Annotated in this window: 17 protein-coding genes; 7 read left to right on the top strand and 10 right to left on the bottom strand. The window is 74.6% G+C overall.

All coding sequences use genetic code 11. The annotated features are described in order from the left end of the window. Positions 1–12: 12 nt before the first annotated feature. Genes PSD17_RS27085 through PSD17_RS27070 form a run of 4 tightly spaced genes read right to left on the bottom strand, consistent with a single transcriptional unit; the run spans position 13 to position 3,499 of the window. Positions 13–777 carry an ABC transporter ATP-binding protein gene (locus tag PSD17_RS27085; protein WP_013675820.1) on the bottom strand — a complete coding sequence of 255 codons (765 nt, stop codon included), beginning with the start codon at positions 775–777 and terminating at the stop codon, positions 13–15. Then, entirely contained in the window at positions 774–1,529 is a 756-nt protein-coding gene (locus tag PSD17_RS27080) for an ABC transporter ATP-binding protein (protein WP_013675821.1), read from the bottom strand. Before PSD17_RS27080 ends, PSD17_RS27085 begins: the two co-directional genes overlap by 4 nt. Positions 1,530–1,532: 3 nt before the next feature. Beyond that, a complete protein-coding gene (locus tag PSD17_RS27075; RefSeq protein ID WP_013675822.1) occupies positions 1,533–2,612 on the bottom strand; it encodes a branched-chain amino acid ABC transporter permease in 1,080 nt (359 codons plus the stop codon). Further along, positions 2,609–3,499: a branched-chain amino acid ABC transporter permease gene (locus PSD17_RS27070; RefSeq protein ID WP_013675823.1), complete on the bottom strand. Its 891-nt coding sequence runs from the start codon at positions 3,497–3,499 to the stop codon at positions 2,609–2,611. The genes PSD17_RS27075 and PSD17_RS27070 overlap by 4 nt, the downstream gene beginning before the upstream one ends. A gap of 397 nt (positions 3,500–3,896) precedes the next feature. Here PSD17_RS27070 and PSD17_RS27065 point away from each other — a divergent pair, with 397 nt between their 5' ends. Genes PSD17_RS27065 through PSD17_RS27035 form a run of 7 tightly spaced genes read left to right on the top strand, consistent with a single transcriptional unit; the run spans position 3,897 to position 11,050 of the window. Continuing rightward, complete coding sequence (locus tag PSD17_RS27065; protein ID WP_013675824.1) at positions 3,897–4,661, top strand: IclR family transcriptional regulator; 765 nt, start codon at positions 3,897–3,899, stop codon at positions 4,659–4,661. A 34-nt stretch (positions 4,662–4,695) separates the two neighbouring features. Next, the gene (locus PSD17_RS27060; RefSeq protein ID WP_013675825.1) at positions 4,696–5,754 is read left to right on the top strand and encodes a hypothetical protein; all 1,059 of its coding nucleotides are present in this window, start codon (positions 4,696–4,698) and stop codon (positions 5,752–5,754) included. Beyond that, positions 5,751–6,944, top strand: coding sequence for a thiolase family protein (locus PSD17_RS27055; protein WP_013675826.1), 1,194 nt, complete (start codon positions 5,751–5,753; stop codon positions 6,942–6,944). Before PSD17_RS27060 ends, PSD17_RS27055 begins: the two co-directional genes overlap by 4 nt. Positions 6,945–6,967: 23 nt before the next feature. Then, positions 6,968–7,429: a Zn-ribbon domain-containing OB-fold protein gene (locus tag PSD17_RS27050; RefSeq protein ID WP_013675827.1), complete on the top strand. Its 462-nt coding sequence runs from the start codon at positions 6,968–6,970 to the stop codon at positions 7,427–7,429. Between the two features lie 20 nt (positions 7,430–7,449). After that, positions 7,450–8,475, top strand: coding sequence for an alcohol dehydrogenase catalytic domain-containing protein (locus PSD17_RS27045; protein WP_013675828.1), 1,026 nt, complete (start codon positions 7,450–7,452; stop codon positions 8,473–8,475). After that, the gene (locus tag PSD17_RS27040; RefSeq protein ID WP_013675829.1) at positions 8,472–10,133 is read left to right on the top strand and encodes a class I adenylate-forming enzyme family protein; all 1,662 of its coding nucleotides are present in this window, start codon (positions 8,472–8,474) and stop codon (positions 10,131–10,133) included. The genes PSD17_RS27045 and PSD17_RS27040 overlap by 4 nt, the downstream gene beginning before the upstream one ends. Then, positions 10,130–11,050, top strand: coding sequence for a cyclase family protein (locus tag PSD17_RS27035; protein WP_013675830.1), 921 nt, complete (start codon positions 10,130–10,132; stop codon positions 11,048–11,050). The genes PSD17_RS27040 and PSD17_RS27035 overlap by 4 nt, the downstream gene beginning before the upstream one ends. Here PSD17_RS27035 and PSD17_RS27030 read toward each other — a convergent pair. The 6 genes from PSD17_RS27030 to PSD17_RS27005 all read right to left on the bottom strand — a co-directional run. After that, complete coding sequence (locus tag PSD17_RS27030) at positions 11,047–12,228, bottom strand: CaiB/BaiF CoA transferase family protein (protein ID WP_013675831.1); 1,182 nt, start codon at positions 12,226–12,228, stop codon at positions 11,047–11,049. The genes PSD17_RS27035 and PSD17_RS27030 overlap by 4 nt on opposite strands. Next, positions 12,225–13,118: an NAD(P)-dependent oxidoreductase gene (locus tag PSD17_RS27025; protein ID WP_013675832.1), complete on the bottom strand. Its 894-nt coding sequence runs from the start codon at positions 13,116–13,118 to the stop codon at positions 12,225–12,227. The genes PSD17_RS27030 and PSD17_RS27025 overlap by 4 nt, the downstream gene beginning before the upstream one ends. Further along, entirely contained in the window at positions 13,111–13,551 is a 441-nt protein-coding gene (locus PSD17_RS27020) for a carboxymuconolactone decarboxylase family protein (protein ID WP_013675833.1), read from the bottom strand. Before PSD17_RS27020 ends, PSD17_RS27025 begins: the two co-directional genes overlap by 8 nt. Further along, positions 13,548–13,940, bottom strand: coding sequence for a cupin domain-containing protein (locus PSD17_RS27015; protein ID WP_013675834.1), 393 nt, complete (start codon positions 13,938–13,940; stop codon positions 13,548–13,550). Before PSD17_RS27015 ends, PSD17_RS27020 begins: the two co-directional genes overlap by 4 nt. A 101-nt stretch (positions 13,941–14,041) precedes the next feature. Next, a complete protein-coding gene (locus tag PSD17_RS27010) occupies positions 14,042–14,797 on the bottom strand; it encodes an IclR family transcriptional regulator (protein WP_013675835.1) in 756 nt (251 codons plus the stop codon). Further along, positions 14,794–16,125: APC family permease (locus tag PSD17_RS27005; RefSeq protein WP_339125089.1), on the bottom strand; the 1,332-nt coding region annotated here is incomplete at its 5' end. The genes PSD17_RS27010 and PSD17_RS27005, both read right to left, overlap by 4 nt.

Here is a 16,125-nt window from a genome sequence, read left to right as displayed (position 1 = left end):
CCCCGGCCCCGTTCACAGCCCCAGGTAGGCCCGTTTGAGGTACTCGCTGTCGCCGAGCTCCTCACGGGTACCCGTGAAGGTCACCTCGCCCGTCGTCAGGACGATCGCGCGCTCGATGACCTCCAGCGCCTGCGTGGCGTTCTGCTCGATGAGCAGGATCGACACGCCGAGCTCGCGGTGGATCGCGGCGAGCCGGTCGAACATCTCCTCGACGATGACCGGCGCGAGCCCGAGGGAGGGCTCGTCGAGCATCAGCAGCCGGGGCGCGAGCATCAGCGCCCGGCCGACGGCGAGCATCTGCTGCTCCCCACCCGAGAGCGACCCCGCGAGCTGCGTCGCCCGCTCCTTCAGCCGCGGGAAGAGCGTGAGCACCTCGTCGAGCAGCTCGGCGCGCGACCGGTCCGGCGGCGTGGCGTAGGCACCGAGCGCCAGGTTGTCCTGCACGCTCAGCGACGGGAAGACCCGGCGACGCTCGGGCACGTGCGCGAGCCCCGTGGCGGGGATCCGGTGCGCCGGGATGCCGACGAGCTCGCCGTCCCCCAGCCTGATCGAGCCCGCCGCCGGGCGGACCAGCCCGGAGATCGACTTCAGCAGCGTCGACTTGCCGGCGCCGTTCGCGCCGAGGACGCCCATGAACTCGCCGGGCCGCAGCTCGAAGGAGACGTCGACGAGCGCTCGGATGTTGCCGTAGTCCACCGACAGGTTCTGCACGCGCAGCGACGCCGCGGTGGAGGCGCGCTCCCCGTCGGCCGTGCGCGTCCGCCACGGTGCCCTCATGCCGGCTCCCCCAGGTTCGCCGCGGCCGACCGGCCCAGGTAGGCCTCGACGACCCGCGGGTCGCTCATGACCTCCCGCGGTGGTCCCTCGGCGATCATCACGCCGTGGTCGAGGACGAGGACGCGATGGCTCAGTTCCATGATCACCCGCAGCACGTGCTCGATGACGATCGTGGTCAGTCCGTCGGAGTTGAGCGTGGTGATCACGCCGATGAGGTCGCGGGTCTCGGCCTGGTTGAGCCCGCTCATCATCTCGTCGAGCAGCAGCAGGCGGGGCCGCAGCGCCAGCGCCCGCGCGATCTCGACGCGCTTCTGGTCGGCCAGCGGGAGCTCGTCGACCCTGCTGTCCTGCAGCGCCTGCATCCCCAGCAGCTCGGCGACCTCGGCCGCGCGTTCGCGCGAGGCCCCCATCGACGGGCAGACGGTGCTGGCCGAGAGCGTCACGTTCTCCGCGACCGACATCGCCTTGAACAGCCGGACCGACTGGAACGTGCGCGCGATCCCGAGCCGCGCGACGCGTTCGGGCGGCCGGCCGCTGACGAGCGCGTCGCCGATCCGGATGGTGCCCGACGTCGGACGCACGGCCCCGGCGACGGCGTTGAACGTGGTGGTCTTGCCCGCGCCGTTGGGACCGATGATGCCCAGCAGCTCGCCCTCGGCGACGGTGAAGTTGACGTCGTTGACCGCGACGAGGCCGCCGAAACGGACCGTCAGGCCCTCGACGCGCAGCAGCGGTTCGGTCGATGCGGCCATGGCTCAGCTCCCGTTCCGGCTGGTCGGGACGGACGGCGTGGCGGACACGGCGTCGACCGGGCGCGGGTCGGGTACGGAGTCGCCCGGCGGCGCGGCGTCGCGGGCCGGTGGTCGCGGCGTCCGCCTGCGGATGCGCATCGACATGATGCCGCGCGGCTCGATCCAGAGGATGACGAGCACGACGAGCGCGTAGACGACGAGGTTGAACCCGGCCGGGTAGGCCGACAGCGACGAGTTGAGCAGCTGCTGCAGCGGCACCAGGATCACCGCGCCGATGACCGGGCCCCACAGCTTGCCCGCGCCACCGACGAACGCGATCACCGCGATCTGCGTCGCGACGGTCGCGCCGAAGGCGCTGTCGGGGTCGATGAAGGCGACGTACTGCATGTAGACCGAGCCGGCCAGCGCCGCGGGGACGGCACTGATCGCCAGGCCGACCAGCTTGACGCGGAACGCCAGCACACCGGACGCCTGGGCCGCCTCCTGGTCGGCCTGGATCGCGCGCAGCTGCAGCCCGAGCCGCGAGCGCAGCACCAGCCACGTCGCGACGAACGCGAGCGCGGCGAGCAGCGTCGCGATCCAGTAGAAGACGACCTTGTTGTCGAAGGAGAACTGACCCGGGGCGTCGCCGAGCAGCGGGAGCGTCAGCCCCACCTCGCCGCCGGTGAAGCCCTCGTAGTGCCCGGTCAGGATGGCGAACACCAGCGTCAGCGCGAACGTCGCCAGCGAGAAGTAGATGCCGCGCAGGCGCAGCGTCACCGCGCCGAGCAGGACCGCCAGCACCACCGCGACGACCACGCCCAGCACCACACCGACGTAGGCGTTGAGGTGGTAGCGCACCTGCAGCAGCGCGGTCGTGTAGGCACCGAGGCCGAAGAAGATGCTGTGCCCGAACGAGATCTGGCCGCCGAAGCCGCTGATGACGTTCCAGCCCAGCGATGCGGCCATGAAGATCAGCGTCAGGGTCGCGACGCTGAGCACGAAGCTGGACTGGATGAACCACAGCGGCAGGCTCGCGACCAGGACGAGCACGACGGTCCCCAGTCCGCCGGTGGAGCGCAGGAGCTTTCCGAGCGCGGTCATGCCGAGGCCTTCCGTCCGGACAGGATGCCCTGCGGGCGCAGCACGAGGACCAGCACGAACGCGAGGAACAACCCGACGTCCTGCAGGTCGACGGCCACGTAGATCGCGGTGACCTGCTGGATGATGCCGACGAGCAGACCCGCGACGAACGCACCGACGATGTTGCCGAGCCCGCCCATGACGACGGTGACGAACGCGATGATCAGGAAGCCCGCGCCGGTCGTCGGGGTCACCGGGTAGTAGGTCGCGAGGACGCAGCCCGCGATCCCGGTGAGCATGATGCCGACGCTGAAGCTCACCGCGTAGACCTTGTTCGGGTCGATCCCGACCATCGACGCCATGTCCCGGTCGTCGACCGTCGCGCGGATCGCCTTTCCGTACAGGGTCCGCTGCAGTGCGATGTAGAGCAGCAGGAACACGACCAGCGCGATGAGGAACGACACCAGTCGCGCCTGCTGGATGTAGACGCCGAAGACCTCGTAGACCGCCGGCAGCACGCCCTGCACCGCCCTCGGCGACGGGCCGAAGAACATCAGGAGCAGGTTCGAGATGAGGATCGACACCGCCAACGTGAGGACGAGTTGTCCGTGTTGGGCGTCGATGGCCGATATGCCCTTGACCGAGAGCGTCCGGCGCACGATGACGCGGTAGACGATCGCCCCGATCAGGAACGAGAGGATCGCGACCGGGATGATCCCGATCAGCGGGCTCAGGCCCAGGCTCGCGAACAGGAGCACCGCGCCGTACATGCCGAGGGTCACGAAGTCGCCGTGGGCGAAGTTGATGACACGGGTGATACCGAAGATCAGCGTCAGGCCGCTGGAGAACAGTCCGTAGAGGCCGCCGACGAGGATCCCGCTCACCAGCGTCTGCACGAGTGTCGTCACCAGGAATCACGCTCCGCCGTTGGACCGGAACCGTCTGTGCAGGGTGAAAGGCCGGGACCGGGTGGTACCGGCCTTCGGTGCTGGGATGTCACGATCGGGTCTTTCACATACTGAACATCAGTGTGAAGATGTGAAAGGAAGTTAGCGGCGGCTCCTGGTGACGTCAAGCACCGTCCGGCCGCACCCGACCGGTCGCGCGGGTGCCGGGCGCGCGCAGTGTGGCGGCACCGGGCGACCTCGTCACGTTCCTCCGTGAACGCGAAAGGACCTTGTCGGCGCGCGCCGGCGCGACCTACGTTTCGGCCGGTCCAGCCCTCCGCGTTCCCGGATCGGTCCTCCGGGGACCCGGAGGCACAGGCGGGCGGCACCGGTGCCGCCCCGGACACGGGAGCCCACCGTGGACAGTCAGCGCCTCGGTCGTCTGTTCGACGTCGTCGACCATCTCGCCGAACACGGCCCGACGTCGGTCTCGCAGCTCAGCAAGCGGCTGGGACTGCCGCTGTCGAGCACCCACGACCTGCTGCGCGCGATGGTGGAGGCGAAGGCACTGCACCTCTCGGGCCGGCTGTACGGGCTGGGCCCGCGCACGATCCGGACGGCCATCAACGTGCTCGACAGCGTCGCCGTCCGCCGGGTCGCGGCGCGTCACCTCGACCTGCTCGCCGAGACCACCGGGTACGACGTCTACCTCGCCGTCGCGGCCGGCACCCGCGTCGTCTACGTGTCACGGCATCCGGGCAGCCAGCACGTCAACCTCGACATCCCGCTCGGACGCAGCCTGTTCCTGCACTCGACGGCCGTCGGCAAGCTGTTCGCGGCGTACCGGCCGGAGATCGCCGACGCGATGCTGCGCAAGCCACGGCCCGCGCTGACCCCGCAGACCCGCACCTCCCCCGCCGAGCTCGAACGCGACCTCGCCGCCATCCGCAAGCGCGGCGTCAGCGTCAGCCGCGGCGAGAGCCTGCGCGGCGTCCTCGGGCTGGCGACGCCGGTGCGCGACCAGTCGGGCGTCGTCGTCGCGGCCGTGCACGTGTCCGCGCTGCGCACCGCACTGCCCGCCCGCGAGCTGGGCGCCCTGACCACCGCCATGCACGAGACCGCCGCCGCCGTGGAGGCCGAACTGGTCGACCCGACCGCGGCCGCGGACGCCCACGCCGGCTGACCCCGTCGTCCGCCCCATCCGGAAGGACCCCTTCGTGACCCGATCCGAACCCGCGCCCCCGCGGGTCGCCGTCGTCTCCTGCGTCCGCGACGTCGTCGCCCGCGAGGAGGGCCGCAGCCTCGAGGAGATGATCTTCGAGACCTCGCACCGCGCACTGGCGGCCGCGGGCCTGACCGCGGCCGACGTCGGCGGTGTCGTGCTCAGCGGCAACGACCAGACCGACGGCCGCGTCATCTCGTGCATGACCTCGGCCGGCCCCGCGGGCGGGGTCGGGCGTGACGTCACGATGATCGCCTCGTCCGGCGAGCACGCCCTGGTCTACAGCTGGCTGCGGCTGCGGTCGGGGCAGGGCGAGACGGTGCTCGTCGTCGGCTGGGGCAAGCCGAGCGAGTCGGTCTCCCCCGAGCACGCCGAGCTCGTCAGCGCCGAGCCCTACGTGCTGCGGGCCGTCGGCATGAACGACACGATCGCCGCCGCGCTGCAGGCGTCGCGCTGGGCCGCCCCCGGCGCGCCGCCCGCGGCCGACGACGTCGTGGCCTGGCCGCTGACCGCAGCCGACCTGCCCGCCCGGGCGGACTGCGTGTACGCCGCGGTCCTGGCCGTCGAGTCGGCGGTGCCCGCCGGAGCCTCCACGGGACCTGCGTGGATCCGCGGGGCGGGGTGGTCGACCGACCGCTACGAGCCGGGGGCCCGCGACCCCGCCGCCCAGGCCGCGCTGCACGCCGCGCTCGCCCACCTCGACCGCGGCGACGACCCCGTCCCGGCCGCGAGCTGGGAGGCCGTGGAGATCGCCGCGCCGAGCGAGCCCGCCGTCGCGCACGCCGCCTCGGCGCTGGGCCTCCCGGCGGGCACGCCGGTGAACGCGTCCGGCTCGCTGCGCGACGCGCCCGCCCCCGCGCACGTCGCCGGGCTGGCCAGGCTGCTCGCCGCCGCGACGACGGTCTCGGAAGGCCGGGCCGGCGTGGCCGCGGGGATCGGGTTCAACGGGTTCGCGGGGCAGGGCGCGACGGTCATGGTCTTCGGCAGGGACGCGGTCTCCGGCGGGGACGCGGTCTCCGGCAGGGACACGGTCGCCGGAAGGGACGCGGCATGAGTGCGGTCGGGGTGCTCGGGGTCGGGCAGACGCCCTACGTCACGCGGCGGGCCGACGTGACGTTCCCCGAACTTGTCCGGGAGGGCGCGCTGCTCGCCCTCGACGACGCCGGCATCACCATGGACGACGTCGACGCCGTCGTGTTCCCGCTGGCCCCGGACGCGCTCATCGGCGTCGGCAACGGCGAACGGTGGTGCGTCGAGGCGCTGGGCGCGGCGGGCAAGCCGTTCATGCGCGTCAACAACGGCGGCGCCACCGGGATGAGCGCGGTCATCGCCGCGTGGACCCACGTCGCGTCGGGGATGTTCGACGTCGTGCTCGTCGCCGGTGGCGAACGCGTCTCCGAATCGGGGTCGGCGCAGTCGGTGCTCAACAAGATGTGGGACGTCGGCTACGAACGGCCGATCCCGCTGAACACCATCACGATGTTGGCCCTGTCCGCGGTGCGCTACATGCACGCCCACGGCGCGGACGAGGCCGACTTCGCCCGGGTGACGGTGAAGAACCGCCGGCACGCCGCGCTCAACCCGCTGGCCCACCTGCGCGAGCCGGTCACCGTCGAGGACGTCCTGGCGAGCCGGGTGCTGGCGTGGCCGATCAAGCTCGGTGACGCCTGCCCGTCGTCGACCGGCGCGGCGGGTGCGGTGCTGGTCTCCGAGCGGTACGCGCGGGCGCACGGGCTGCGGCCCGCGTGGATCCGCGGGATCGGGCAGAACACCGAGACGTTCTGGATGGGCGACCGGGTCGGCCCGCGGATGCTCGCCGACCACGGCGACGCCGACGCGCTGGCCGTCGCGTTCGAACGGGCCTACGCGATGGCGGGCGTCACCGACCCCGCCGGCCAGCTCGACGTCGCCGAGATCTATGCGCCCTTCTCCAGCGTGGAGCTGCACGTCATCGAGGCGGCGGGGCTGTGCGGCAAGGGCGAGGCCCCGGCCCGGCTCGCGCAGGGCGACTTCGCGCTCGGGGCGAAGGGCACGATCGTCAACCCGTCGGGTGGGGTGCTGTGCTCCAACCCGATCGCCGTCACCGGCGTCGCCCGGCTGGCCGAGGCCACGCTGCAGGTGCAGGGCCGCGCGGGTGACCGGCAGGTCGAGGGCGCCCGCACCGCCGTGGCCAGCGCGATCGGCGGCGACCACCAGTTCTACGCGAGCCTCGTGCTCAGCGCCGACCTCGAGGACATCGCGTGAGCACGCGAACGGAAGGAACCCCCGTGACCAGCGCCGTCGAACCCCGGTTCTACACCCAGACCTGGGACCTCAGCTACCGGCACGCGTTGGGCGACACCACGTCGCGCTTCCTCGCCGGCCTCGCCGAGCAGCGGATCCTGGGCAGGCGCTGCCCGTCGTGCGAGCGGGTGATCGTGCCGGCCCGCTCGTTCTGCGACCGCGACCACACGGCCACCTCGGACTGGGTCGAGGTGGCCACCGCCGGCGTCGTCGAGATGTTCACGATCGTCCACGAGGCGTTCCGCGGGCTGCCCGACCCGCCGTACGCGCTGGCCTACGCCACGCTCGACGGGGCCGACACCGCGCTCGTCGGCTACGTCCGCGGGCTCGACCTCACCGACCTGCCCTCGGCGGTCGCGTCGCTGGCCGTCGGCAACCGGGTCCGGGTCGCGTTCAGCGACACACCGACCGGGACGGCCGCGGACTACTGGTTCGAGCCGGCCTGAGCGCGGTGGCTCCCGAACGGATGCGGGTCGTCGAAATGGCGGCCTGCGGCGGTCCGGAGGTGCTGGTGGCCGCGACCCGGCCGGTGCCCGAGCCCGCGCCCGGGCAGCTGCTCGTCCGGGTCGGCGCCGTCGGGGTGTGCGGGCACGACCTGCTGGCCCGCCGCGGGCTGCTCGCCGCCCGGCCCGGGTCGGTCCTCGGCCACGAGATCGCGGGCGAGGTCGTCGGGCTGGGCGACGGTACGCCGCCCGGATGGGCGGGCCGGCGGGTCGCGCTCATGCAGCGCATCCCGTGCGGGACCTGCGAGTGGTGCGCCGACGGGCGCACCACGTCGTGCCGCAGCGGCCCCGGCTTCTACGGCGAGGACCTGCCGGGCGGGTACGCGCAGTACGTCGTCGCCTCGCCGCTCAACGCCGTGCCGCTGCCCGACCACGTCGACCTCGCGACGGGCGCGATCCTCTCCTGCGCCGTCGGCACGGGCCGGCGGGCGTTGCGGGCCGCCGAGGTCGGCGCGGGCGACGTCGTCGTCGTGACCGGCGCCGGGGGCGGCGTCGGGGTGCACACCGTCGCGCTCGCACACCACCTCGGGGCGGTGGTCGTCGCGCTGACCGGCAGCCCCGGCAAGGTCGACGCGCTACGCGCCCTCGGCGCCGACCGGGTGCTCGCCCGCGCGGACGTCCGCGAGGTCCGCGCCGCGCTGGCCGAGCTGGGGCGGCCGCGCGGGGCCGACGCGGCCGTCGAGATCACCGGCGGCCCGACGTTCACGACGGCGCTGCGGGCGCTCGCGCCGCGGGGACGGCTCGCACTCGTCGGCAACACCGAGCCCGCGACGCTGCCACTCGACCCGGGTCTGACGATCGTGAAGGAGCTGCGCGTGCACGGATCCGCCCACGCCGACCGCGACGACCTCGCCGCCGTCGTCGACCTCGTCGCCGCCGGAGCGGTCGCACCGGTCGCGACGGTCCGCCGGCCGCTCGCCGAGGCCGCCGCCGCGCACGCCGACCTCGAGGCGCGCGCCGTCACCGGCCGGACGGTGCTGCTGCCGTGACCGTCACCGCACCGCCGGCCGCCCCGACGTTGCCGGCCCTCGTCTCCGACATCGCGGGCGCGACGCCCGACGCGGCCGCCCTCGTCGCGGGTGCGGTCGAGTGGACCTACCGCGAGCTCGACGACGCCGCCCGCCGCGCCGCCGCCGCCCTGCGCGGGCTGGGCGTCGGCCCGGGCGGGACGGTCGCGCTGCTCGGCGCCAACTCCGCGCAGTGGCTCGCCGCGACCCTCGGCGCGATGCGCGCGGGCGCCCGCGTCGACGCGTTCAACACCTGGGTCAAGGCCTGGGACCTGCGGCACCTGCTCGCGACGTGCGCGGCGCCGGTGCTCGTCATGGACGCCGCGGTCCGGTCGAGCGACCTGCTCGCCGAGCTGCGCGAGCTCGTGCCCGAGCTCTGGGACGCCGGGCCCGGCGAGTGGCGCAGCGCGGAGTTCCCCGTCCTGCGCGAGGTCGTCGTCCTCGACCACTCCGTCGACCACTGCCTCGCCGCGGACCTCCCGGCGGGGGCCCGCCGCTGGTCCGGGCTGACCGGCGGTCCGGGTGCGGACACCTGCGCCGCCGGACCCGACGACGTCGCCTTCGTGCTCTACACCTCCGGGTCGACGCGCCACCCGAAGGCCGTCCCGCTGCGGCAGCACGACCTGCTGGTCAACGGTTTCCACATCGGCGAGCGGATGGGCCTCACCGCCGCCGACCGGGTCTGGCTCGGGTCGCCGCTGTTCTGGAGCTTCGGCGCGGCCAACGCGCTGCCCGCCACCCTCACCCACGGCGCGTGCCTCGTCGTGCAGGACCACTTCGACCCCGCGACCGCCGCCGACACCCTCGCCGCGCACCGCTGCACCGCCGCCTACCTGCTGCCGAGCCTCGCCGACGGGCTCGCGACGGTCGCCGACCGGGTCCGCGCGGTGACCTCGCTGCGCACCGGCCTGACGATCGGGCGACCCGACGAGGTGCGCCGCATCGTCGACGAGCTCGACGTGCCCGACATCTGCAACATCTACGGCTCGACCGAGACCTACGGGAACTGCTGCGTCACCCCGCACGACGCACCGCTGGAGGTCCGGCTCACCACGCAGGGTCCGCCGCTGCCCGGCGTCGAGCTGCGCGTCGTCGACGTCGACGGGACCGAGCTGCCGCCCGGTGAGTTCGGGGAGCTGCAGGTCCGGGGCCGCGTCATGCCCGGCTACCTCGGCGACGACGACGAGACCGCGGCGACCAACGCCGCGGCGCTCACCGCCGACGGGTGGTACCGCACCGGTGACCGGCTGCGGGTGCGCGCCGAGGACGGGTTCGTCGAGTTCGGCGCGCGGCTCACCGACATGATCAAGACCAACGGCATCAACGTGGCCCCCGCGGAGGTCGAGGGCTTCCTGTCGGCGCACCCGGACGTCGCCGAGGTCGCGGTCGTCGGCGCGCCGCACCGCAGCCGCGGCGAGGTCGTCGTCGCCTTCGCCACGCTCGTCGACGGGGCTGCCGCGACCGGCGAGGACCTGCGACGCTTCTGCCGGAACGCGATCGCGGGGTACAAGGTGCCCTGGGAGGTCGTGGTCCTGGAGGCGCTGCCGCGCACCGGAACGGGCAAGGTGACGCGCAGGGCGCTGGTCGAGCAGGCGGCCGAGCGGGTGCGCAGCCGCGAGCGGGAGGGAGCCCCGGGGTGAACGGGAACGAGAGCCGAGCCGACGGGGGCCGGGCGGACCCGGGCCAGGGCGACGGGAACTGGGGTCGCTGGGGTGCCGACGACGAGACCGGCGCGCTGAACCTGATCGGTCCCGAGGCGATCCTCGCCGGCGCCGCGCTGGTCACCGAGGGCCGCACGATCTCGCTGGCCCAGCCCCTCGGCCCGGCCAGCCCGATGCCGCCGCACCGCAGCGCGCCGCGCCGGTTCATGGACCGCGACGGCGGCGACTACGCCGCGGGCGCCCGCGCACCCGGTGGCTTCAAGTTCGCCGAGGACACCGTCGTCCTCTCGACCCACAGCGGCACCCACATCGACGCGCTGTCCCACACGTGGAGCGGCGACACCCTGTACAACGGGCACCCGGCGGCGTCGCTGCGCTCCACCCGCGGCGCCCAGCGCTGCGGCGCCGACAAGCTCCGCCCGGTGGCCACCCGCGGGGTGCTGCTCGACCTCGTCGAGGGCTACGGCGGGCCGCTGCCACCCGGGACCCCGGTCGGCCCGTCGGACCTGGAGGCCGCCTACGCGCGGGCGGGGGTCACACCGATGCCCGGCGACGCGCTGCTGCTGCGCACCGGCTGGTGGGAGGTGCAGGCGGACGAACCCGCCTACTACGAGACCGAACCGGGCCCGACGCCCGAGGCGGCCCGCTGGCTGGCGGAGCTCGACGTCGCGCTCGTCGGCGCGGACAACTACGCGGTCGAGGTGCAGCCCGCCGGCACCCCGTCGATGTTCCCGGTGCACCTGGAGCTGTTGCACCGCAACGGGATACCGCTGCTGGAGAACCTGTCGCTGCTCGAGCTGGCCCGGACGGGCCGGGCGACGTTCCAGCTCGTCGTCGCGCCGCTGCCGCTCGCGGGATCGACGGCGAGCCCCGTGACCCCGCTGGCGGTCCTCTAGTTCAGGCGCCCGGGAGCGGCGGCCGCTCCGGAGGCGACCAGCTCAGCGATCCGCTCGGGCGTGCGGCCGAGCTCGGCCAGTACCTCTTCGGTGTGCTCGCCGACCGTCGGCGCGGCGCGGGCGACGGCCCCCGGCGTCCGGTCGAACCGCGGCACCGGGCCGGGTTGCGACACCCCGGCGACCTCGACGAACGTCGCGCGCGCGACGTTGTGCGGGTGCCGCGGCGCCTCGCTCATCGTCAGCACCGGGGCGACGCAGGCGTCGGAGCCCGCGAAGACGTCCGCCCACTCGGCCCGGGTGCGGGTGCGGAACACCGCGGCGAGCCGCGCCGACGCCGCATCCCACGTCGCCGGGTTCCACTGGTCGGCGAAGGCGGGGTCGCCGGTGAGGCCGAGCCGGTCGAGCAGCTCGGCGTGGAACCTCGGCTCCATCGCCGCGACCGCGACGTGGCCGCCGTCGGCGGTCTCGTAGGTGTCGTAGAAGTGCGAGCCGCTGTCGTTGGCGTTGGTACCGCGGCGCTCGTCCCAGCCTCCGCGGCCGTGCATCTCGAACATCATCGTCATCAGCGACGCGGCGCCGTCGACCATCGCGGCGTCGACCACCTGCCCACGCCCCGACCGGGACGTCTCGACCAGCGCCGTCGCGATCCCGAACGCCATCAGCAGCCCGCCGCCGGCGAAGTCCCCCACCAGGTTCAGCGGCGGGACCGGGCGCCCGCCGCGGTTGCCGACGTGGGCGAGCACGCCGGCGACGGCGATGTAGTCGAGGTCGTGCCCGGCCGTCGCGGCCAGCGGCCCGTCCTGGCCCCACCCGGTGAGCCGGCCGTAGACGAGCCTCGGGTTGCGCGCCAGGCACTCGCGGGGTCCGAGCCCGAGCCGCTCGGTGACCCCCGGCCGGAACCCCTCGACCAGCGCGTCGGCGCGGGCGACGAGGTCGCGGGCCGCGGCGAGGCCGTCGGGGTGTTTCAGGTCGAGCGCGACCGAGCGGCGCCCGCGGCCGAGGATGCCGTCGACCAGCGCGTCCAGGCCCTCGGCCGGGCCGGTCCGCGGCGGTCCGGCGGGCACCCGGTCGACGCGGACGACGTCGGCGCCGAGGTCGGCGAGCAGCATGCCGCAGTACGGCGTGGGCCCGACCCCGGCCAGCTCGACGACCCGCACCCCGGCCAGCGGGCCGCTCACCGCCGCTCCTCCGGCCCGGTCCGCTCCAGGTAGCGGACGATCTCGGTGTGGTCGGCGTCCGGCCCCAGCAGGGCGACCGCCGCCTCCCACCGCTCGGACACCTCGCGCGCGACGCCGCCCTCGACGCCCGTCGCGTCGAGGAGGCCGAGCGCGATGCGGACGTCCTTGGCCATCAGTCCGGCGGTGAACCCGGACCCGAAGGTCCCGGTCACGACGTGCTGGGGCCACTTCGTCTCGGTCGAGTTGCTGCGTCCGCTGGAACCGTTGACGACCTCGAGCATCACCTCGGGGTCGAGGCCGAACCGCGTGCCCGCGAGCAGGGCCTCGGAGCTGGCGAGCAGGTGCGCGGCCGACATCAGGTTGTTGAGGGCCTTGAGCGCGTGCCCGGCCCCGACGTCACCGACCCGCCGCGGCCTGCCCATCAGCGCGAACAGCGGCTCCAGCCGGCCGGCCGTCGCCGCGTCGGCGCCGATCATGATCGACATCGTGGCGGCGCGGGCCCCGGCGACCCCGCCGGACACGGGCGCGTCGACCAGCGTCGCGCCGGCGTCGGCGACCCGTGCCGCGAGCGCCCGGGTGCGCAGCGGCTCCGAGGAGCTCATGTCCACCAGGAGCGTCCCGGGTTCGAGCGCGGCGAGCAGCCCGCCGTCGACCACCGACTCGACGACCCCCGAGTCCGGCAGCATCAGGATGACGACCGACGCCCCCTCGGCGACCTCCGCGGCGGAACCGACGGCCGTCACGGTGTCACCCAGCCCCGCGAGTGCCGCGGCCGAGCTGTCGAAGGCACGGACGACGACGCCCCCGGCGGCCAGCCGCCCGGCCATCGGGGTACCCATGCGGCCGAGCCCGACGAACCCCACCACCGCGGGCAGGGCGGGGTCAGTCACCGGCCGCCGTCGTCGCGGCGGCGCCGGCCTCGCGGTCCTCGTCGCTGATCTCCCCGAGCGTCTTCTCGGCGACGCGGAACGCCTCCAGGGCCGCGGGGGCGCCGCAGTAGGCGACCGTCTGCAGCAACGCCTCGCGGATCTCCTCCTCGGTGCAGCCGTTGCGGACTGCACCGCGCACGTGCACCGACAGCTCGTGGTTGCGGTTCAGCGCGGTCAGCATGACGATCGTCAGCAGGCTGCGGGTGCGCCGGTCCAGCCCCTCGCGGGTCCACACCCCACCCCACAGCGCGCCGGTCACGAACTCCTGGATCGGCCGGGAGAACTCGCTCACCGCGGCCATCGAGCGCTCGACGTGTGCCGGTCCGACGACATCGCGGCGGATGTCCAGTCCCGCGTCCCAGTGGGCACTGCCCGGCCCGAACTCACCGCTCACGACGAGGCTCCCGGGTAGTCGGCCGCCGCGACCTCGTCCGTCCAGCGGGTCGGCCCGAGCGAGACGGCGAGATGGGTCAGCACGGTGTCGGCGGTGCCGCCGTGCCAGTGCTCCTCGCCCGGCGGCACCCACACGACGTCGCCGGCGCGGATCGTCTCCGGCTCGCCGCCCTTGGTGCACACCCAGCCGAGACCGGAGGTCACGACGAGGATCTGGCCGTCGGTGTGCGCGTGCCAGAAGGTCCGGGCGCCCGGGGTGAAGGTCACCGAGCCGATCGTCGTGCCGTCGGTCGCCGGCAGGACCGGGTCGCCCCAGACCGTGCCGGTGAACGTGTCGCCGCGCAGCTGCGTCGGGATGCCCCCGGCCGCGCGTCCTCTGACGATCTCCATCGTCGTCCCTCCGTCGTCGGAGCCTGATGAATGTAAGACTGTCCGACAATCAGGGGCCGATCAACGAGGCGGGAGGAGAGCGGGGTCACACCGCGTCGCGCTCAGGCGAGCAGCGGTGCCAGCCGGTCGGCGTGCTCACGCAGCAGTGCCACCAGCTCCGGGTTCGGCTCCGCCACCCGCTGCGCGGGCCCCGACAGCGCCAGCCCCGCGACGAGCCTGCCGTCACCGGGGGCGCGAACGCCGACGGCGATGCAGCCCCGGTCGGCGCGCAGCTCGCCGCACTGGCGGGCGAGCCCGTCGGCGGCGACCCGGTCGAGCGCGGCGGTCAGCGCGGCGGGCGTCGAGACCGTGTACTCGGTGAACACGCGCAGGTCGCGGACGAGAGCACGCCAGTCGGGCTGCTCGGCGAGCAGCAGCCGGCCGAGCGCGGACGCCTGCGGATAGCGCGCGAGCAGCGCGGCGTCCGACGGCGGATGGTCCGGGTCCGGGTCGACGAGCGTCACCTGCCCCGCGCCCAGCCAGGCCAGGTGCACCCCCCAGCGGACCAGCCCGCGCAGATGGTCGACGACGGCCCGCGCCGCGGTCGGCGGGGCGACGGTCACCGGCAGCGCGAGCCGGGCCGCGCGCCTGCCCAGCGCGAACCCCTTCAGGTCGGGCAGCCGGACCAGGTACTCCTCGCCGACGAGCAGGTTGAGCAGCCGGTAGGTGGTGGCCTGCGGGAGCCGCAGCGCCGCCGAGATCTCCTTGGCCGTGACGCCGGGGCCCGCGGCCACCACCTCCTCCAGCACCGCCAGGGCGCTGCGCACCGCGCGCGGCTGCCGCCCCGAGAGGGGCAGCGGGTCCCGCGGGCTCGTCACGCGGCCCGGTCCGGCCGGGCGTCGGGACCCCGCGAGCCGCCGGTCCCGGGCCCGTCGGTACCGGGCCCGCCGGTACCGGGCCCGCCAGTACCGGGCCCGTCGCCACCACCGGGGACACCGGCACCGACGACGTCGGCGCCGAGGACGTCGTCGGCGACGGTCTCGTCGTAGACGCCGATGCCCGCGATCCGGTCGGGCCGGCGCAGCCGCAGCCACCCGAACCAGCAGGCCCCCGCGACCGCGAGCGCGGCCAGCACCACGACGACGGGCGTGCCGCCCGACCGGGCGACGAACGCGACGAGCACGGCCACCAGGATCGGCACGATGACGGCCGTCGCGGCCACGGCGGGCCAGGTCAGCTCGCCGATGCGGCGCAGGAACACCGGTGCGGCCAGGCAGACCAGCAGGTACGCGACGAGGAAGCCGCCGGTGCCGACGGTGAGCAGGAACGTCAGCGTCCCACCCAGGGGGGCACCGGCCAGCAGCGCAACGGCGAGCACGACGACCAGCACCGGCGCCACGACACCGATCGCCACGTGCGGGGTGGCGAACCGCGGGTGCGTGCGCCCGAAGCCCCGAGGCGCCACCCCGTCACGGCCCAGCGAGAACAGGACCCGGGCGATGCCGTTGACGGTCGCGAGCACGCAGGCGAAGAACGACATCGTCAGGCCGAGGTCGAGCAGCGGTGCCACCCACGGCCAGCCGCGGGCGGTGGCGAGCACGGCGACCGGCGCGTTCTGTCCCGCGAGCCCACCCGGGGCCGCGGCGAACCCGACGACCTGTGTCTGCGCCGCGAACACGCACAGCAGACCGGACACCACCGCGGTGGCCGTCACGGCGCGCGGCACGCTGCGGAACGGGCGCCGGGCCTCCGCCCCCAGCGACGTCGCCACCTCGAAGCCGATGAACGCGGCGAGCGCCGGGAGCACGCCCGCGGCCACCCCGCCGAGGCCCGGTCCGGGCTGCGCGGCGTCCGGGCCCGGCAGCGGCGCGGCGAGCAGCAGCACGAAGATCGCCAGCATCAGGGTGATCGACACCAGCTCGGCGAGCAGCACCACCCGCGCCGACAGCCGCACCCCCCGCAGCGCCAGCCCCCCGGCGGCGAGCCCGACGACGACGACCGCCACGACCGGCAGCACGACCGAGCCGGTGCCGCCCAGACGCAGCACGAGCGCCTGCAGGTAGGTCGCGCCGCCGACGAGCGCGGCGGCCGCGAGCATCCCGTACCCGACGAGCAGCGCCACCCCGCACGCGAACGCCGCGCCCGGGCTGAGCCCCTTCGCCGTCAGCGTGTAGAGCCCGCCCGGCGCGGCCATCCGGCGCGTGAA

The organism is Pseudonocardia sp. D17, assembly GCF_036984265.1.
Taxonomy (GTDB): Bacteria; Actinomycetota; Actinomycetes; order Mycobacteriales; family Pseudonocardiaceae; genus Pseudonocardia; species Pseudonocardia benzenivorans.
The sequence above is the reverse complement of the archived record's forward strand: the minus strand, read 5'-3'. Positions and strand labels throughout refer to the sequence as shown.